Origin of the sequence: Actinoplanes hulinensis (genome assembly GCF_019429605.1) — a bacterium.
Classification (GTDB): Bacteria; Actinomycetota; Actinomycetes; order Mycobacteriales; family Micromonosporaceae; genus Actinoplanes; species Actinoplanes campanulatus.
In genome coordinates, this window is the sequence record NZ_JAHXZI010000001.1 from 1 (window position 1) to 18,675 (window position 18,675).

The window sequence follows — 18,675 nt, forward strand, 5'->3', positions numbered from 1 at the left end:
CGTCCCGGCAACATAAATGTTGCCAAAGGAATCTCCCACCCATCGCCTAAACGATGAGCCGGGGTATTGCCATAATTGGCACTGGCTTATCAAGCACCCTGTTGAGTTCTCAAAGAACAACCGCACATCGAAGTTGGAGCCCGTTAAGGCCCGTCCTTCAAGGCAACTGCTCGACAGTACCTGGTCGTTTTCGCCAGACAAAATCAGGGACCCCGTCGGCAACGCCCAAGTGTTTCTCCGCGATGCGAAGAAGTGGCTCTGGTAGACCGGCCGACGATCACCTAAATGATCAGTCCGCCCGGCTCTCTACCGGCTTTGCCACTCTACCCGGCCGGCTTCGCGATCGCAAATCCAATTTCTTGGATCCTTGCCGCACCACCCGGATGCCGAGTTCGAGCATATCTCGCTCTCGACCGCTCCCGAGGCACCTTCCGGATTGTCACTTTCGTGGCTGTCCGTACCGGTTTCCCGCTTGCAGAGAGAAAGTTACGCGACCCATGCGGGTGACCGCAAATCGACGCTCATGCCTGCGGAAGCGGCGAGGCGGCACACGACGCAGCCATCCCATGACAGAGTGGCTTCATGGCCACTCCCCCGACACTGGCGACCGACGCGGTCCTGGGCCTGCTCGTCCCAGTCTGGCAGTGGGCGATCGGCCTGCTTGTGCTGGTCACGGTTCTGCTGTCGGCCCGGAAGCTGTTGATGCGCGGCCCCACGCGAATGGGTGGGGCGCTACTCCTCGCGGGCGCCGCGGTGGTCGCTCTGACCGCGCTCAGCTATCTCATGGAAAGTTTGTGACGCCGGATACAGCTCTCCGCCGGAGATTGTCGGTGGCCTTCCTGCCCGGTTCCCGCACCTCTCCCTCGCCGACCCGATCCACCGCCACATAGAACCGCGGTCAGGCCACCCGCCCCTCGCAGACCCCGGTCAGCGCACCGCCCCTGCGCGGACCCGCACTCAACACACCCGCCGCCCTTCGCAGAACCGCGGCCAACACGGCACCCCGCGCGGAATCGCAGTCAGCACACCCGCCCCTGGTAGAGCCACGACCAACACGGCATGCCGCGCGGAACCGCACTCGACACGCCGGCACCTCGCAGAGCCGCGGTCGACATGTGCCCCACACCGAACCTGGTCAACGCGTCGTCCCGCGTACCGGATCGTGGGGTTTGCAGTGAGATCCGATGACCCCGACCAGGGCCGCGGCGGCGGCGAAATCCTCGGCCGGCTCGCGTCACGCGCGGGGCGGGGCTCGGCTGATCCGGCCCGGACCGCTCGGGTAGTGCTCGACCAAGCCTCGCTGGGAGTGGTGCTCTCCGTGTCCTGTGAAGAGGCTGTCTGGCCGGTCAGCCGAGTGGGAAGCCGTGAAGAGGCGGCCGGGCGGGTCAGCGGAGCGGGAAAGTTTCCATCCGCCGGTTGGCGAGGCTGGGCAGCTCGGTGCGGATGGTTTCCAGACGCTCGAGGTCGAGGTCCGCGAAGGTCACGCCGACGGTGTCCGGGGCCTGGGCCAGGACGGTCCCCCACGGGTCGATGATCATGCTGCGGCCGAAGCAGGTGCGGCGCGGCTCGTGGTCGCCGATCTGGCCGGCGGCCAGCACGAAGCACTGGTTCTCGATGGCGCGGGCACGCAGCAGCACCTCCCAGTGGTCCCGGCCGGTGTGCAGCATGAAGGCGGCGGGCACGACCAGGATCCGGGCGCCGGCGATGGCGAGTGCCCGGTACAGCTCCGGGAAGCGGAGGTCGTAGCAGATGGTCAGGCCGGTGGGGACGCCGTCGACGTCGGCGACGACCGGGTCGGTGCCGGGCGCCACCGTGCGGGACTCCTGGTAGGAGATGCGGCCGGCGATCTCCACGTCGTACAGATGGATCTTGCGATAGGTGGCGGCGAGGGCACCGTCCGGGGCGAAGAGCAGCGACGTGTTGAAGGTGCGGCCGGCGTCCGGGCCCTTTTCGTGGAACGAACCGGTGTGCACCCAGAGGCCGAGCTCCCGGGCGGCGTTCGCGAAGAAGGTGGCGAACTCGCCATCGACCGGCTCCGGTCTCGGGGCGTCGGCGGAGTGGCCGAGGAAGTCGACATACTCCGGCAGGACCGCGAGCTTCGCGCCGCCGGCGGCGGCGCGCTCAAGAAGATCACGAGCGACGGCCAGGTTGTGGTCACGGTCTTCGCGAGAGTTCAGCTGGCAGACGGCGGCGCGCATAAATCGAAGGGTACGGCGACCCGCGCCGCTTCGTGACCATCCGCGGCCGCTGAAGCGCACTCGCCGCCGCCCGGGCTGGGCGGCGGCGAGTGGGACGAACTGAGGGTCAGCCGGTCAGGCCGACTTCTCCTCGCGCTCGGGACGGCGACGACGGCCGCCGAACTCGCGCGGGACGATCGTGGGAATCACGTTCTCCACGACGACCTCGCGGGTGATCAGGACCCGGGCGGCGTCGGGGTTGCTGGGCACCTCGAACATCACGTTCTGGAGGACCTCCTCCATGATCGCCCGGAGACCACGGGCGCCGGTGCCCCGCAGCATGGCCTGGTCGGCGATGGCCTCCAGCGCGCCCTCGTCGAACTCCAGCTCGACGCCGTCGAGCTCGAAGAGGCGCTGGTACTGCTTCACGTAGGCATTCCGCGGCTCGGTGAGGATCTTGATGAGAGCGTCACGGTCGAGGTTGCGGACGGTCGTGATGACCGGGAGACGGCCGATGAACTCGGGGATCAGGCCGAACTTGAGCATGTCCTCCGGCATCACCCTGCTGAAGATGTCGTCGGTGTTCCGCTCGGAGATCGACCGGAGGCGGGCGCCGAAGCCGACACCGCTCTGCCCGACCCGCTGCTCGATGATCCGGTCCAGACCGGCGAAGGCGCCGCCCACGATGAACAGCACATTCGTCGTGTCGATCTGGATGAACTCCTGGTGCGGGTGCTTACGGCCGCCCTGGGGCGGGACGTTCGCCACCGTGCCTTCGAGGATCTTCAGCAGGGCCTGCTGCACGCCCTCACCGGAGACGTCGCGGGTGATCGACGGGTTCTCGCTCTTGCGGGCGATCTTGTCGACCTCGTCGATGTAGATGATGCCCTGCTCAGCGCGCTTGACGTCGTAGTCCGCCGCCTGGATGAGCTTGAGCAGGATGTTCTCGACGTCCTCGCCGACGTAGCCGGCCTCGGTGAGCGCCGTGGCGTCCGCGATCGCGAACGGCACGTTGAGCATCCGGGCCAGGGTCTGCGCCAGGTGCGTCTTACCGCAACCGGTGGGGCCGATGAGCATGATGTTGGACTTGGCCACCTCGACGTCGCTGCCCGCTCCGGGAGCGCCGTTGGACTCGGCCTGGATCCGCTTGTAGTGGTTGTAGACCGCGACGGAGAGCGCCCGCTTAGCCTGCTCCTGACCAACGACGTAGTTGTCCAGGAATTGGCAGATCTCCATCGGCTTGGGAAGCTCTTCCCACTTCACCTCGCCGGTCTCAGCCAGCTCCTCTTCGATGATCTCGTTGCAGAGATCGATGCACTCGTCGCAGATGTAGACCCCAGGGCCCGCGATGAGCTTCTTGACCTGCTTCTGCGACTTCCCACAGAAGGAGCACTTGAGTAGGTCGCCACCGTCGCCGATCCGTGCCACCTACGTTCTCCCTGCGTTCATTGGCCGGCCGTCGACCGGACCTTGTGCGAGGACGGAATGCCTCGTTGCCATCTATCGTCCGCCGACCCGCGTAACTGAGGCTGCAGACTCGACGTTACCCGCAAAGGGGCTGTTCTCCGACCCCCCAAAACGGGCGTGTCAGGGGTCGGCCAGTCTAGCGCTCACCGGCCGGCCCCCTGACACCGCGGACCCTGGGTCAGACCCCGGCCGTCTGCAGGCTCTTCTTACGAGTCGCCAGGACGACGTCGACCAGGCCGTACTCCTTGGCCTCGTCGGCTGTCATGATCTTGTCCCGGTCGATGTCCTTGCGGACCTGCTCGAGCGGCTTGGAGGAGTGGTGCGAGATCAGCTCCTCCAGCTGGGTACGCATGCGCATGATCTCGCGGGCCTGGATCTCGATGTCCGAACCCTGACCGTAGCCACCCTCGGTGGCCGGCTGGTGGATGATGATCCGCGAGTGCGGGAGCGCCATCCGCTTGCCCGGGGTGCCGCCGGCGAGCAGGACCGCCGCGGCGCTGGCCGCCTGGCCCAGGCAGACCGTGCTGATGTCGGGGCGCACGTACTGCATGGTGTCGTAGATGGCGGTCATCGCCGTGAACGAGCCACCGGGCGAGTTGATGTACATCAGGATGTCGCGGTCCGGGTCGGTGCTCTCCAGCGTCAGCAGCTGGGCCATCACGTCGTTGGCCGACGCGTCGTCCACCTGCACACCGAGGAAGATGATCCGGTCCTCGAACATCTTGTTGTAGGGGTTGGACTCCTTGATGCCCCACGAGGTGCGCTCGGAGAACGAGGGCAGCACGTAGCGGTTGTGCACCGGAGCGAACCCGGGAGGCATGGAAAGGTCGGTCATGGGTCAGCTCCTCAGTTCAGCGTTCCGGCACCGTCGGGAACCTGCGTGGCCCCGGTGATCACCTTGTCGATGAAGCCATAGTCCTTGGCCTCCTCGGCCGTGAACCAGCGGTCCCGGTCGAAGTCTGCCGCGATCTGCTCCTGGGTCTGACCGGTGTGAAACGCGATCCGCTCCTGGAACATCCGCTTGGTGTAGAGCATCTGCTCGGCCTGGATGGCGATGTCGGCCGCGGTGCCGCCCATGCCACCGGACGGCTGGTGCATCATGATCCGGGCATGCGGCAGAGCGAAGCGCTTGCCCGGCGTCCCGGAACAGAGCAGGAACTGCCCCATCGAGGCGGCCATGCCCATCGCGACAGTCTGCACGTCGTTGTCGATGAACTGCATCGTGTCGTAGATGGCCATACCCGAGTAGACAGAGCCGCCCGGGGAGTTGATCCACAGGTGGATGTCGGCCTCCGGGTCCTCGGCGGAGAGCAGCAGCAGCTGAGCGCAGATGCGGTTGGCGCTCGCATCGGTCACCTCGCTGCCGAGGAAGATGATCCGCTCCCGCAGCAGCCGATTGAAGACCGAGTCGTCGAGGTTGCCACTCAGGGTTTCGCCACCGCGCCGCGACACGGGCCCGGTGGGGATGTGGAGATCGGTCATGGCAGCCCTTCACAGCTTGCTGTGTCGGCCGAGGATCCGGCCGGCAGGTTGTCCGTCGTACGACCAACCTAACTGGTCGGATGCGCATCAGCTTCCCGCTCGGGCAGGTGTTCGCTGACAGCGCATCGCGTGGCCGTACCCCCGGAAAAGACGACGGCCACCGCGCACCCGGTAGGGATGCGCGGTGGCCGGCCAGGCACTCAGATCAGTGGTTGTGACCCGCGTGGTCATCCTCGGTGCGCAGGTCGTCCAGCGAGAGCGTGTTGCCCTCGGAGTCCTTCATCGTGACCTGCTCCATGACCGACGCGAGCGCCTTGCCCCGGCGCACGTCCCCGAAGACGGAGGCCGCGGCGCCCGAACGCACCAGCTGGTCGTAGTACTGCTGGGGCTGCATCTGGGCGCGCTGCGCCCGGTGCACGATCTCGTGACCGAACTCGTCGTCGGTGACCTGGACGTCCTCGGCGTCGGCGACGGTGTCGAGCAGCAGCTGGATCCGGACGCCCTCCTGGGCCGCCTCGGTCAGCTCCTGGTCGATCTGCTCCTCGGTCTTGTCCTCCGAGGCGAGGTAGTCGGCCAGAGTCGCGCCGATCCGCTCGAGCTGGTCGGTCATGGCCTGCTTGCGGCCCTCGACCTCGTCCTTCACGACACCCTCGGGGGCCGGGATCTCGGCCGCCTCGACGAGCTGCTTGAGCGCCTCGTCGCGGGCCGCGTAGATCTGCTCGACCTTCTTGGCCCGGGTGAGGCGGGTGCGCAGGTCCTCGCGGAGCTCGTCGAGAGTGTCGAACTCGCTCGCCAGCTGGGCGAACTCGTCGTCGACCTCGGGGAGCTGCTTGTCCTTGACGGTCTTCACGACGACCTTCACCTCGGCGTCACGGCCGGCGAAGTCGCCGCCCACGAGCTGGGTCGTGAAGGTGGCCTCCTCGCCGGCGGAAAGGCCGACGAGCACCTCGTCGAGGCCCGGGAGCAGCTGCTTGCTGCCGACCTCGTGGGAGATGTTGGTGGCCGAACCGCCGGGAACGTCCTCGCCGTCGACCGTCGCGTTCAGGTCGAGCTGGGCGTAGTCACCCTCCGCAGCCGCGCGCTCCACCGTCTTCAGGGTGGCGAAGCGCTCGCGCAGGCCGTTGACCTGCTCGTCGATCTCGTTGTCACCGATCTCGACGGCCGGAACCGTCACGGTGATCGCGGAGAGGTCCGGCACGGTGATCTCCGGGCGGACGTCGACCTCGGCCGTGAACTTCAGCGGCGCGTTGTCGGCGAACTCGGTGATCTCCACCTCGGGGCGGCCCAGGGTCTTGACGTCGTGCTCCTGAACCGCGGCGAGGATCTGCTGTGGGATCGCCTCCTGGACGGCCTCGTTGAGCACCGCGCCCCGCCCGACCCGCTGGTCGATGACGGCGGCCGGAACCTTGCCCTTGCGGAAGCCCGGCACCTGGACCTGCGCGCCGATCTCCCGGTACGCCTTCTGCAGGCTCGGCTTGAGCTCCTCGAACGGCACCTCGATGGCGAGCTTCACCCGAGTCGGGCTCAGAGTCTCGACGGTGCTCTTCACAGGCGTACTCCTTGTTGCTGCGGATGTTGGTGTCAGTCGGGGTGGCGGGATTTGAACCCACGGCCCCTCGCTCCCAAAGCGAGTGCGCTACCAAGCTGCGCCACACCCCGTGGCGACGGCCAGTGTATGCGGTCCGCTTGCCTGCGTGTGCGCTGGAGTCACCTGCTGGGGAATCCGGTTCGCGCGGACGGGAGATGATTCAGTAAGCTGTGCACGAGCCCCGAGCTGATCGGGGATCACGCGGGCGTAGCTCAATGGTAGAGCCTCAGTCTTCCAAACTGATTACGCGAGTTCGATTCTCGTCGCCCGCTCTTGCAGCAGCGGCCCAGGTCAGAGGGGTTCCCCTCCGGCCTGGGCCGCTTGCGTTCACCCTCAAGTGGATCTTGCGTTCCGGTGGCGCCGTCTGCTGCTCTTGCCAGCCTTCGCGCCCGTGGTGATCCGCGCCACGCGAAAGGGCGGGATCGTCTGCGGCCTCACGCTTCACGTGGTCCACGCATCTTCAAGATCCCCGGCTGAGAGAAGACGATGACAGCGGCTCCCGCCACCGTCCCGGCCGAGCATCGCGAGGACGTCGAGCGGCTGTGGAACTACCACAACATGGGTCACGAGATCCGGCCCGTCGACGTCGGCATCGGGCTCGGCAGCCACGACCTGGGCGTAGCGAAGATCGCGACCGAACTGTACTTCGAGAAGATGTACCCGTTGCTCGTGTTCACCGGCGCCAACGCGCCGACCACCATCGGGGCATTTCCCCGAGGCGAAGCGATCCATTACCGCGAGTACGCCATTGAAAACGGCGTACCCTCTGATGCGATCCTCGTCGAGACACAGGCCAGGAACACCGGCCAGAACATCGAACTCACCCGGACAGTCCTGGAGGAACAGGGCATGAGGGCGCACTCCGTCATCCTCATGTCCCGCCCCTACCAGCAGCGACGCGCCTACGCCACCTGCAAGAAGGTCTGGCCCGAGGTCGACGTCATATGTGCCTCACTCCCACTCTCGCTCGACGACTACGTAGCGAGCATCGGTAACCCGAAGAAGGTGATCGACATGCTCGTCGGCGATACGCAGCGAATCGGGAAATACGCTGACTCGGGATTCGCCATCCCGCAGGATCTTCCCGTCACGGTCCAGCGATCATTCTCCCGATTGGTTCGCGCCGGCTACGATAACCGGCTTCTATAGCCCGAGCGTGGAGTCGTTTCTCGACCTGGCAGAGCCCAGGTCAGTGGGGTTCATCTGACCTGGGCTCTTCGTGCTGCGTACCGTCAGTCGTCGCGGCCGGTGTCGTCGTCCTTCCCGCGGGACCAGTCGCGCAGTTCGGTGAAGCGTTCGACGGACCGCCATGGGGCGGTGCGGACCCATTCGTCGCCGATCTCGTCGAAGAGCGCGTTCGCCGGCCGGAAGAGGCGGCCCACGCTGAGGCTGTAGGCGAAGTGGTTCCACAGCACCGGCGTCAGCAGCGATCGGCGGTAGTCGTCGTGCCACACCGAGGTGTGGGCAGCGGCACAGATCTCACCGGACACCTCGGGCCGCCGGAGGTACGCTTTGCCGCCCTCGGACCACCGGTGCTCGAGGTGCGCCTGCGCGACGATCAGCGGGACGTTCGTGCCGGGGCAGGCGGCGGCCCGGGTGCGGGCGAAGTCGAACATCGCCTCGGTACTGCCGCTCCACTTGGGCATGAGGTTGTTGAGCATCTGCTCGTGGCCGAACAGGTGGGTGGGGTCGATCTCGATCAGCTTGTTGAACCGGTGCCAGCGCTCCTCCATCGGCAGTTGCCGGGCCCGGCCCAGGACTACCAGGTAGTGCCAGGCCTCGGCACAACCCGGATCGCGGTCGATCACCTCGTCGAGGCAGTTCTCGGCCAGCTTGAGGCGCTGGAACCAGATCTTCCACTGCTCCTGGGTGACCGTGTCGGAGGTGCCGCTGCCCCGGGCGTCCCACGCCCAGTAGACGGCGCGGGCGCCACGAACCAGCACCGGCAGGGTCGAGTTCGGCTCGGCGCGGATCACGTCGGGGATCCACTCCTCCACGCCGTCGGCGGAGGCGGCGAACTCCATGTAGTACATGAAGTGCTCCGGGTCGGCGCCGGTGAGGATCTCCCGGGCGGTCGGCCAGTCCCGGTCCCGCAGGGCGACGCTCAGCCGCCGGGCGCCCTCGTCGTGCAGGAACTCGTTGATCTCCACGGTGTCGTCGGCGTCGTCGGCACGCCTCGTCTTAGGCCACACGGCTGCTCCGGATCGGGTGCGTCATTCGAGGTTGTCCCGGGTGTAGTCGCGGGATCTGAGGAAGAAGTCGACGTCGCCCCACGGGGACCGGGTGATCCAGTCCTCGCCGATCGAGTCGAAGAGTGCCCAGGCCGGCTTGTGGAAGTCGCCCCAGGCGAAGGCGTAGGCGAAGTTGTTCCAGACGATCGGGGTCAGCACCGTCGTCTCGTAGTCGTCGTGCCAGAAGGAGAGCTGGGCCGCGTCCCAGAGGTCGTCCGTGATCTCGGTGGGCTCGTAGTAGGTCAGTTCGAGCGAGCGGTCCGGGTTGTCCGGCTCGCGGACGTCGGACAGATGCGCGTTGTGCTCCCGGTGGGCCAGCGCGACGAGCGCCGGGATGTGGGTGCCGGGGCAGGCCGCGGCGCGGGTGCGGGCGAGGTCGAACACGGCCTCCGAGCTGCCGCCCCACTTCGGGGTGAGGGCGAGCAGCATCTGCTCGTGCCCGTACCAGTGGTCCGGCTCGATCTCGATCAGGCGATGGAAGCGCCGCCACCGTTCGTCGAGCGGCAGGCCCAACGAGCGGCTCAGGGCGATCGACCACGTCCAGGCGTCGGCCCAGCCCGGCTCCCGGGTGGTCACCTCGTCGATGCACGCGGCGGCCTGGCTCACCCACCGGGTCCAGAGCTCCGCCGCCGCGTCGCTGATCCTGCCGGTCCAGCCGTCCGGGCGCAGCTCCCAGGCCGAGGTGAGCAGGGCGGCGCCGCGGATGAGCAGCGGCAGGGCCGCGCCGGGTTCGGCGCCGGCGATCCACCGCTCGATCCCGTAGGTGCTCGCCGCGACGGAGAAGTAGTAGCTACGGGTCTCCGGATCGGTCGCGCCGAGAATCCCGCGGGCGGTCTCCCAATCCCGTTTCCGCAGCGCATCGCGCAAGCGTTCGGCATCCTCGTCGAGGAAGCGGCAGAACTCCGGCGCCTCTTCCTCGGCGGCGCTCTCCTTCTTGAATGGCCACACGGCCGCAGAGCTTAGGGGCCGCCGACGCACTTCGAAAGATCGACATCTCGGTTCCGATTGACAGGTGACCAAATGGTCACCTAACTTAGTGTGATGACGGACGACGACCGGGTGTTCAAGGCGCTGGCCGACCCGAGCCGCCGGTTCCTGCTCGACCTGCTCTTCGCGCGTGACGGCCGCACGCTCACCGAGCTGGAGTCCGAGCTGGAGATGACCCGGTTCGGCGTCTCCAAGCACCTCCGGGTGCTCGAAGAGGCGGGTCTCGTCGTCGTGCGCCGGTCGGGGCGGGAGAAGCTGCACTTCCTCAACCCGATCCCGATCCGGCAGATCCACGACCGATGGATCGACAAGTTCACCGAGCGGCACGTGACCGCATTGCTCGATCTCAAACAGACTCTGGAGGAGTCATGAGCGACACCAAGGTCTTCCGCATCTGGATCAAGGCGCCGGCCGACAAGATCTGGACGGCCATCACCGACCCGGAGTGGACGGCGAAGTATGCGTACGCCGCCCCGCAGTTCTACGAGCTCAAGAAGGGCGGCCGGTTCTACTCGACGGCCACCGAGGAGATGAAGGCGTACGCGGCCGCCGGCGGGTTCGAGCTGCCCGAGACCATCATCGACGGCGAGGTGCTGGAGGCGGAGCCGCCGCGGCGCCTGGTGCAGACGTGGCGGATGCTCATGGACCCGAGCACCGCGGTCGAGCCGTTCACCACGCTCACCTACGAGATCGAGGACTCCGGTCCGGGCGTCTGCCGGGTCACCATCACCCACGAGCTGACCGGCGCGCCGGCCCACTCCGCGATGGTGTCCGGGAGCCCAGACGCCGGCGCCGAGGGTGGCGGCGGCTGGGCCTGGGTCCTCAGCGACCTCAAGTCCCTGCTGGAGACCGGCAAGGTCATGGCCGGCTCGTAACAGCCGTCGGGGCCAGCCCGTGCCCATACGGCACGGGCTGGCAGACTTGCCGCGTGAGTGACGGGGAGTTGGAGACCTACAGTCTCGTCGAGCTCGCCGTCGACCGGCTGCGGCGGGACATCCTGAGTGGCCGGACCGATCCGGGCGAGCGGCTGGTCGAGGAGCAACTGACCCGCCGGCTCGGGATCAGCCGGGCGCCGCTGCGGGAGGCGATGCGGCTGCTGGCCGAGCAGGGCCTGATCGAGCACATCCCGCGCCGGGGCGCCCGGGTGGCCACCCTCTCCGACGACGACGTGCGTGAGCTGTACGAGGTGCGTGACGTCCTGGAGCGGCACGCGGTCACCAGCACTCCCGCGGCGCCCGACCTGACCCGGCTGCGTGCGGCGCTCGAAACGATCCGTACGGCGACGGCGACCGACGACCGCCTGGAGTTGGCCAACGCGCACCGCCGGTTCCATGTCGAGGTGGTCGCGCTGAGCGGGAATCGACAGCTCACCGCCCTGTACGAGTCGATTCTCGTGCGCATCCAGCTGTTCATGGCGGTCAACATGCGGCGTGAGGCCGAGACCGCCCGCGCGGTGGACGGGGTGCTGCGGCACGAGCGGCTGTTCGCGGCGGTCGAGATCGGCGCCACCGCGGAGATCCTGGAAGCTCTCGGCACGCACGGCGCGCGCACCTACCTGATCTGAGCGCGGGCAGACGCAGCCGGGAGCACGGGCGCGGGCGGGAGCGCGAACGCCCATGGCGGGTGCCACCCCCGGACGGGCTGCGCCACTTTCCGGTGACAGGCGGGAGTCCGGTGGTTCGGCTTTCATCCTGTACGAGGGCTTTGATAGCTCCGGGAAATCCGGCCGTTACGTGACGCAGGTCTCACTGAAACAGAATTGTCGACAATCGACGATGTGGACGTAGATGCGATCGTCGATGCGGTGCTCGCGGCGCCGAGCGCGGACGGGGTCTGGATCAGCCGGTTCTCCGCGGACGAGCTGCGCGAGCAGGCGCGCCGGGTGGATCCGGCCGCGCCACTGGCCGGGGTCACCTTCGCGGTCAAGGACAACATCGACGTCGCCGGGCTTCCGACCACCGCGGGGTGTCCGGACTTCGCCTATACGCCGGAGCGGGATGCGCCCGTGGTGCGGCGGCTGCGGGCGGCCGGCGCCATCGTGGTGGGCAAGACCAATCTGGACCAGTTCGCTACCGGGCTGACCGGGGCACGGTCGCCGTACGGGGCTCCGGAGAGCGTCTTCGGTGGCGGCCTGATCTCCGGCGGGTCCAGTTCCGGGTCGGCCGTCGCGGTCGCCGTCGGAACCGTGGACTTCTCGCTCGGCACCGACACCGCGGGATCCGGGCGGGTGCCGGCCGCGATGAACGGCATCATCGGGGCCAAGCCGACCCGGGGGCTGCTGAGCACGCTCGGGGTGGTGCCGGCCTGCCGGTCGCTCGACTGTGTCTCGATCTTCTCCCGGGACGCCGGCCTGGCGGCGCTGGTGATGCGGGTGGCCCGCGGGCGGGAGCGGACCGACCCCTGGTCGCGGGAAGGACGGCGACCGAAGGCCGCCCGGGTTCGGATCGGGCTTCCGGGAAGTCTCGACTTCTTCGGCGACGGCGGGCAGGAGAAGGCGTTCGCCCGCTTCGCCGAGGGACTCACGGCGAGCGCCGCGGAGATCAGCGCGCGAGCCGCGCAGGCAAGCGCGGGGAGCAAGGGAGACACGCAGGCCGACGCGGGGACCACGGCCAGCAGCGCGGGGGACACGGGGACCAGCGGGGTCTTCGAGGTGGTCGGTGAGGTGGCGATCGGGGCTCTGCTGGAAGCCGGGGATCTGCTTTATCGCGGGCCATGGGTGGCGGAACGACTGGCCGATCTCGGCGAGTTCCTGGCGGCCCACCCCGATTCGGTGCTGCCGGTGACGCGGCGGGTGCTGGAGGGTGGGCACGCGTTCACCGCGGTGGACGCCTTCCGGGCCCAGCACCGGCTGCGGGAGTTGTGGGCGGCCGCTGAGCGGATGTGGGAACGGATCGACGTGCTGGCGCTGCCCACGGTCGGGACCACGTTCACGCATGCCGAGATCGCCGAGGATCCGATCGGGCGCAATCTCCTTCTCGGTCGCTACACGCAGTTCGCGAACCTGCTGGACATGGCCGCGGTGACGATCCCCAACGGGTTCACCGGGGATGGGCGGCCGGCCTCGGTGACGCTGTTCGGGCCGGCGTTCAGCGACGACCTGCTGATGGAGCTCGCGCACACGCTGACCGGTGGGCGGGACACGGGCGAGACGGGCAGCGAACGCGCAGGCAGCGGACCGAACAGGCACGAAAGCGCAGGCAGCGGACCGAACAGGCACGAAAGCACAGGCAGACCCAACAGCAACGAAAGCGGGGGCCGCCCGTTGCACGCCGGCGAGAGCGGCACCGAGAAGCCCGCCGCCGACGAGGCGGATCGCGCGCGGCGGGACGGTGACGGGTGGGACGGCCCGGGGATGACCGTGGCCGTGGTGGGGCTGCATCTGAGCGGGGAGCCGCGCAACGGTGAGCTTCGCGAGCGCGGCGGCACGCTGCAGAGCGTGACCAGGACCGCGCCCTGTTACCGGATGTACGAGCTGCCGTCGGGTGCTCCCGGGCTGATCCGGGTCGCGGATGGTGGCGCCGCCATCGAGATCGAACTCTGGCGGCTGCCGGCCGCCCAGGTGGGTGGCTTCCTCGCGGGCATCCCGGCGCCGCTGTCGCTGGGCCGGCTCGTGCTGGAGGACGGCGCCGAGGTGACCGGATTCCTCTGCGAGGCGTACGCGGTGCGCGGCGCCCGGGACATCACCGCCAGCGGCGGCTGGCGGAATCACCGTTCGAAGGGAGCTGACTCATGACCGCACGCATCGGGCCGGTGCGGGCCAACCCGTACGCCTGGCCCTACGACGGCTCGGTCCCGGTGGACCGGACCGCCCTGCTCTGCATCGACTGGCAGACCGATTTCTGTGGACCCGGCGGCTACGTCGACAGCATGGGCTACGACATCGAGCTGACCCGGGCCGGGCTGCCGGCCACCGCGAAACTGCTGTCGCACGTCCGTGAGCTGGGCATGCTCGTCGTCCACACCCGGGAGGGCCACGATCCCGACCTGTCCGACCTGCCCGCCAACAAGCGGTGGCGGTCGAAGCGGATCGGGGCGGAGATCGGCGGTCAGGGACCGTGCGGCCGGATCCTGATCAAGGGCGAGCCGGGTTGGGAGATCGTGCCCGAGGTGGCGCCGGCGCCGGGCGAGGTGGTGGTCGACAAACCCGGTAAGGGCGCCTTCTATGCGACGAATCTGGACCTCGTCCTCCGTACCCATGGAATCTCGCATTTGATCTTGACCGGAATCACCACGGACGTCTGCGTGCACACGACCATGCGCGAGGCCAACGACCGGGGTTACGAGTGCCTGATCCTGAGCGACTGCACGGGAGCCACCGATCCGTCCAACCACACCGCCGCCCTGCACATGGTCACCATGCAGGGCGGCGTCTTCGGCTGCGTCGCCACTTCCGACGACGTGCTAGCGGCAACCCATCCAACCGCCCCACCCACCACCCGTAAGACGGACTGAAGGCGGCCCAGCCATGCCGACTGTCGACGCCCAACCCACCCCCTTCGAATTCGATCTGGACACCACCGCGCTGCTGGTCATCGACATGCAGCGGGACTTTCTTCTGCCCGGCGGCTTCGGTGAGTCGCTCGGCAACGATGTCGCCCAGCTCCGGCGGACCATCGAGCCGCTCGGCGAACTGCTCAAAGCCTGGCGCGCCACGAACATGCCGATCATCCACACCCGTGAGGGCCACAAGCCCGATTTGTCCGATTGTCCACCGGCGAAGCTCAAGCGCGGCCCGATGATCGGTCAAGCCGGCAATTTCGGAAGAATCCTGATCCAGGGCGAGTACGGCCACGACATCATCGACGAGCTCCGGCCATTGAAGACCGAGACGGTCGTGGACAAACCGGGCAAGGGCGCGTTCTATGCCACAGATCTACAAGAGATCCTGATCAAGGACGGCATCAAAAGACTGGTCGTAACGGGGGTCACGACCGAGGTGTGCGTCCACACCACGGTCCGTGAGGCGAACGACCGCGGCTACGAGTGCCTGGTCCTGGCCGACTGCGTCGGCTCCTACTTCCCCGAGTTCCAGCAGGCCGGCCTCCGGATGATCGCCGCGCAGGGCGGCATCTTCGGCTGGGTCGCCGAGTCCCCCGCTCTGATCGAGGAGATCGCCCGATGAAACTCGCCTACTGGGTCCGGGGTGACACCAACGCCTTCTTCGGGTTCGGTGTCAACGTCCTGGTCAACGTGCTCACCCTGACCGGCCTCTGTCTCGGCGTGATCAAGATGCCGGCCGGCGACGTCTTCGGCGTGATCCTCCCGGCGCTGGGCATCGCCCTGGTCGCGGGCAACGTCTACTACACCTTCCTCGCCCGGCGGCTGGCCGTCCGGGAGAACCGCACCGACGTGACGGCCCTGCCCTACGGGCCGAGCGTCCCGCACATGTTCATCGTCATCTTCGTCATCATGCTGCCGATCTACCTGACCACGAAGGATCCGGTGGCGGCGTGGACGGCCGGTATCGCGTGGGCGTTCATCATCGGTGTGATCGTGCTGATCGGCGCGTTCGTCGGCCCGTACATCCGTAGGTACACGCCACGGGCCGCGCTGCTCGGCACCCTGGCCGGCATCTCGATCACGTTCATCTCGATGAACCCCGCCGCCAGCATGTGGAACTACGCCTGGATCGCCCTGCCGGTATTCGGCCTGCTGCTGATCGGCCTGCTCACCGACGTGAAGCTGCCGTTCAACTTCCCGATCGGGCTGGCCGCGCTGCTGGTCGGCACGGCGATCGGCTGGATCGGCGGCGCCATGTCGGTGCCGGACGTGCAGAGCGCCGCGAAGGACATCGCGTTCGCCTTCCCGCACCTCAAGTTCGACCTGCTGATCGACGGGCTGAAGGACATGGCGCCGCTGCTGGCGACGGCGATCCCGCTGGGTGTCTACAACTTCACCGAGGCGATGACCAACGTGGAGAGCGCCGCCACCGCGGGCGACCGGTACAACCTGCGCAGCGTGCTGCTGGCCGACGGCGCGGGCGCGGTGATCGGTTCCTGTCTCGGGTCGCCGTTCCCGCCGGCCGTCTACGTCGGGCACCCGGGCTGGAAGGCGGCCGGTGGGCGTACCGGATATTCGATGGCCACCGGTGTGGTGATCGCGCTGCTCTGCTTCTTCGGCCTGTTCGGGCTGCTCGGCGCGATCTTCCCGACCGCCGCGATCGTGCCGATCCTGCTCTACATCGGCCTGTTGATCGGCGCGCAGGCGTTCCAGGCCACGCCGAAGGCACACGCCGCCGCCGTGGTGGCCGCGCTCATCCCGAACATCGCCTCCTGGGCCACCGGCCAGATGGACAACGCGCTGGCCGCGGCCGGGACCACGGCCGCGCAGGTGGGCACCGAGGCGCTGGCCGGAGCGGGCGTGGTCTACGACGGGCTCAGGACGCTCGGCCAGGGCGCCATCCTGGCCGGCCTGGTGCTCGGGGCGATCGTCGCGTTCCTCATCGACAAGCGGTTCTGGCACGCGGCGGTCTTCGCGGCCAGCGGCGCGGTGCTCACGTTCATCGGCCTGATCCACGCCGAGAAGGTGCAGTGGAACGCCGACGGCGAGGTCACGCTCGGTTATCTCTTCCTGACGCTGGTCTGCGTGCTGTTCGCGCTCGGCAAGCCCACCCCGCGGGCGCCGGAGCCCGACGAGGTGACCGACCCCACGCCGGAGAAGGAGTCCGCCACCATCGGATGAGGTCCCGTCGACGCGGCCCGGATCCCTCCGGGCCGCGTCCCCATCGGAAAGGGCAACCCGTGGAAAGAGACCTTCCGGACGTGATCGCCGAGGTCACCGCAGCGTTCGAGGCCTACGAGCGGGCGCTGGTCGCCGACGACGTCGAGGGGATCCTCGCCTTCTTCGCCCCCGCCGCGGTGCGGTTCGGCATCGCCGACCAGCAGATCGGCATCGAGGAACAGGCCAGGTGGCGGCGCGCGCAGGGTGGCCTGCCGCCGGGCCGTCGTCTCAAGGACACGATCATCCAGGGGTACGGGGAGAGCGTGGCCGTGGTGACCACGTTGTTCGGCTATCCCGGCAGCGACGTGCTGGGCCGCCAGTCGCAGACCTGGGTACGGCTGCCGGAGGGCTGGCGGATCGTCACGGCGCACGTCTCGGAACCGGCGCGTCAGCCGACATAGCGGCGGCACGATCCGGTTATCCGCACGTCATCGGGGAATCGGGAGGGGCGACGACGCGAGACGAGGAGGCGACGTGGACCCGCGTGACATGTACCCGAAGCCCGCGCTGGACGGCGGCGACCAGCGGCCGCCCGGTCTGACCTCGGCGATGCCGGACCGGCCGGACCACGGTGAGGAGAGTTACCGGGGCAGTGGACGGCTGACCGGGCGCAAGGCGGTCATCACCGGCGGCGATTCCGGAATCGGCCGGGCGGTGGCCATCGCCTACGCCCGGGAGGGCGCCGACGTGCTGCTCTCCTACCTGCCCGAGGAGGAGTCCGACGCCGCCGACACGGCGCAGTGGATCGAGAAGGCCGGCCGGAAGGCGGTTCTGGTCCCCGGTGACATCCGGGACGAGGCGCACTGCCGGGCGATCATCGACCGGGCCCGCACCGAACTGGGCGGGCTGGACATCCTGGTGAACAACGCCGCCTACCAGATGGCGCAGCCGGGCGGGATCACCGAGATCACCGACGAGCAGTTCGACCGGGTCATGAAGACCAACCTGTACGCGATGTTCTGGCTCTGCCGGGCCGCCGTCCCGCACATGCCGCCCGGCTCGGCGATCATCAACACCGCCTCGATCCAGGCCTACCTGTCGTCGAGCGCGCTGCTCGACTACGCCACCACCAAGGGCGGCATCGTGGCCTTCACCAAGGCTCTCGCCGAGGACCTGGCGGACCAGGGGATCCGGGTCAACGCGGTCGCGCCCGGCCCGATCTGGACGCCGCTGATCCCGGCGACCATGCCGGAGAAGAAGGTGAAGTCCTTCGGCGCGGACACCCCGCTGGGGCGGGCCGGGCAGCCCGCCGAACTGTCCGCGGCCTACGTCTACTTCGCGGGCCCGGAATCCAGTTACACCACCGGTGAGGTCCTCGGGATCACCGGCGGCAAACCGGTCAGCTGATCAGAACGTGCTGGTCACCCAGTTGACGGCGTCCATCACCCAGCCGGTCTGGCGCAGGTAGGAGAAGCCGACGCCGACCATGAAGACCCCGGTGATCATGTGCGCGCCGCGGGCGGTGTGGCGCACCCGGCCCATCTGCCGCTCCAGGACGAGGCGGCCGACCAGGCGGGCCAGCGCGAACACGCCCGCGGCCACACACAGCTCGACCACGAACAGGACCATCGGGGTGAACAGGTCGCCGCCCTCGGACAGCGCCCAGATGCCCCAGCAGACGAAGGCGAACAGGACTGCGGCGCTGCTCCACTCGCCGCCCCGGCGCAGCCGCCGGATGTGCCAGCTCAGGCTGCGCTGCGGCTGCTGCCGACCGTGGTCGTCGGGCCAGCCGGTGCCGGTGGGTTCGTGCTCGGCTCCGAACTGGCCGGTGAACTGGTGGGTGCGCTGGGTGACCCGGGCGCGGCCCCGGCTGAACGGGGACGAATCGGGCCCCGGGACGGCCGGAGCGGAGTCCGGCGGCGTGCTGGCGGGGCCGGCCTGCTCCGTCGGCTGGTCGGCCCACGGATCCTGCGGCGGCATGTTGAGCGTCCGCTCGGACCACTGCGGTTGCTCCGGCATCGTTCCCCTTTCGGTCTGCGGTCGGCGACCGGCGACAGTTCGAGGGTAGCGAGCCAACAAATCA

At 68.4% G+C, this 18,675-nt stretch carries 19 protein-coding genes and 2 tRNA genes; 12 read left to right on the forward strand and 9 right to left on the reverse strand.

The genetic code is table 11. From position 1 onward, the window contains the following. The first annotated feature begins 582 nt into the window (after positions 1-582). On the forward strand, positions 583-798 hold the full coding sequence (locus tag KZ829_RS00005) for a hypothetical protein (protein ID WP_220141840.1): 216 nt from the start codon (positions 583-585) through the stop codon (positions 796-798). 587 nt (positions 799-1,385) lie between these two features. Here the strand turns inward: KZ829_RS00005 and KZ829_RS00010 are convergent. From KZ829_RS00010 to KZ829_RS00035, 6 genes are all read right to left on the reverse strand, one after another. Then, positions 1,386-2,198 (reverse strand): carbon-nitrogen hydrolase family protein, encoded by an 813-nt coding sequence (locus KZ829_RS00010; protein ID WP_220141841.1) that lies wholly within the window; start codon positions 2,196-2,198, stop codon positions 1,386-1,388. Between the two features lie 114 nt (positions 2,199-2,312). After that, positions 2,313-3,605, reverse strand: a complete 1,293-nt coding sequence (gene clpX / locus KZ829_RS00015) for an ATP-dependent Clp protease ATP-binding subunit ClpX (protein WP_220141842.1) — start codon at positions 3,603-3,605, stop codon at positions 2,313-2,315. Positions 3,606-3,822: 217 nt separating this feature from the next. Further along, the gene (locus KZ829_RS00020) at positions 3,823-4,479 is read right to left on the reverse strand and encodes an ATP-dependent Clp protease proteolytic subunit (RefSeq protein ID WP_220141843.1); all 657 of its coding nucleotides are present in this window, start codon (positions 4,477-4,479) and stop codon (positions 3,823-3,825) included. A gap of 11 nt (positions 4,480-4,490) precedes the next feature. Next, positions 4,491-5,126, reverse strand: coding sequence for a ClpP family protease (locus KZ829_RS00025; protein WP_188121388.1), 636 nt, complete (start codon positions 5,124-5,126; stop codon positions 4,491-4,493). A gap of 205 nt (positions 5,127-5,331) precedes the next feature. Continuing rightward, positions 5,332-6,675 (reverse strand): trigger factor, encoded by a 1,344-nt coding sequence (gene tig / locus KZ829_RS00030; RefSeq protein WP_220141844.1) that lies wholly within the window; start codon positions 6,673-6,675, stop codon positions 5,332-5,334. Positions 6,676-6,711: 36 nt separating this feature from the next. After that, positions 6,712-6,785: transfer RNA gene (locus tag KZ829_RS00035), tRNA-Pro, on the reverse strand. 130 nt (positions 6,786-6,915) lie between these two features. Here KZ829_RS00035 and KZ829_RS00040 point away from each other — a divergent pair. Further along, positions 6,916-6,986, forward strand: a tRNA-Gly gene (locus KZ829_RS00040). 214 nt (positions 6,987-7,200) lie between these two features. Further along, positions 7,201-7,863 (forward strand): YdcF family protein, encoded by a 663-nt coding sequence (locus tag KZ829_RS00045; protein ID WP_220141845.1) that lies wholly within the window; start codon positions 7,201-7,203, stop codon positions 7,861-7,863. An 83-nt stretch (positions 7,864-7,946) separates the two neighbouring features. Here the strand turns inward: KZ829_RS00045 and KZ829_RS00050 are convergent, their stop codons facing one another. Next, positions 7,947-8,906: a hypothetical protein gene (locus KZ829_RS00050; protein ID WP_220141846.1), complete on the reverse strand. Its 960-nt coding sequence runs from the start codon at positions 8,904-8,906 to the stop codon at positions 7,947-7,949. A gap of 21 nt (positions 8,907-8,927) precedes the next feature. Then, entirely contained in the window at positions 8,928-9,893 is a 966-nt protein-coding gene (locus KZ829_RS00055; protein WP_220141847.1) for a hypothetical protein, read from the reverse strand. Positions 9,894-9,986: 93 nt separating this feature from the next. On the opposite strand from KZ829_RS00055, the gene KZ829_RS00060 reads away from it, so the two are divergent. The 9 genes from KZ829_RS00060 (at position 9,987) to KZ829_RS00105 (ending at position 17,999) form a co-directional block, all read left to right on the forward strand. Further along, the gene (locus tag KZ829_RS00060; protein WP_220141848.1) at positions 9,987-10,304 is read left to right on the forward strand and encodes an ArsR/SmtB family transcription factor; all 318 of its coding nucleotides are present in this window, start codon (positions 9,987-9,989) and stop codon (positions 10,302-10,304) included. Beyond that, entirely contained in the window at positions 10,301-10,807 is a 507-nt protein-coding gene (locus KZ829_RS00065; RefSeq protein ID WP_183227730.1) for an SRPBCC domain-containing protein, read from the forward strand. Before KZ829_RS00060 ends, KZ829_RS00065 begins: the two co-directional genes overlap by 4 nt. Before the next feature lie 53 nt (positions 10,808-10,860). Next, complete coding sequence (locus KZ829_RS00070) at positions 10,861-11,496, forward strand: GntR family transcriptional regulator (protein WP_220141849.1); 636 nt, start codon at positions 10,861-10,863, stop codon at positions 11,494-11,496. A 213-nt stretch (positions 11,497-11,709) separates the two neighbouring features. Further along, entirely contained in the window at positions 11,710-13,665 is a 1,956-nt protein-coding gene (locus KZ829_RS42540) for an allophanate hydrolase (protein WP_308285272.1), read from the forward strand. Continuing rightward, a complete protein-coding gene (gene biuH / locus KZ829_RS00085; protein ID WP_220141850.1) occupies positions 13,662-14,384 on the forward strand; it encodes a biuret amidohydrolase in 723 nt (240 codons plus the stop codon). Before KZ829_RS42540 ends, biuH begins: the two co-directional genes overlap by 4 nt. A 13-nt stretch (positions 14,385-14,397) precedes the next feature. Next, a complete protein-coding gene (locus KZ829_RS00090; protein WP_220141851.1) occupies positions 14,398-15,054 on the forward strand; it encodes a cysteine hydrolase family protein in 657 nt (218 codons plus the stop codon). Continuing rightward, positions 15,051-16,613, forward strand: a complete 1,563-nt coding sequence (locus KZ829_RS00095) for a SulP family inorganic anion transporter (protein ID WP_220141852.1) — start codon at positions 15,051-15,053, stop codon at positions 16,611-16,613. The genes KZ829_RS00090 and KZ829_RS00095 overlap by 4 nt, the downstream gene beginning before the upstream one ends. Positions 16,614-16,672: 59 nt before the next feature. Beyond that, complete coding sequence (locus KZ829_RS00100) at positions 16,673-17,053, forward strand: AtzH-like domain-containing protein (protein ID WP_220141853.1); 381 nt, start codon at positions 16,673-16,675, stop codon at positions 17,051-17,053. A gap of 88 nt (positions 17,054-17,141) precedes the next feature. Further along, entirely contained in the window at positions 17,142-17,999 is an 858-nt protein-coding gene (locus tag KZ829_RS00105) for an SDR family oxidoreductase (protein WP_220142382.1), read from the forward strand. Here KZ829_RS00105 and KZ829_RS00110 read toward each other — a convergent pair whose 3' ends face one another. Further along, complete coding sequence (locus KZ829_RS00110) at positions 18,000-18,611, reverse strand: DNA-directed RNA polymerase II (RefSeq protein ID WP_220141854.1); 612 nt, start codon at positions 18,609-18,611, stop codon at positions 18,000-18,002. Positions 18,612-18,675: the final 64 nt, after the last annotated feature.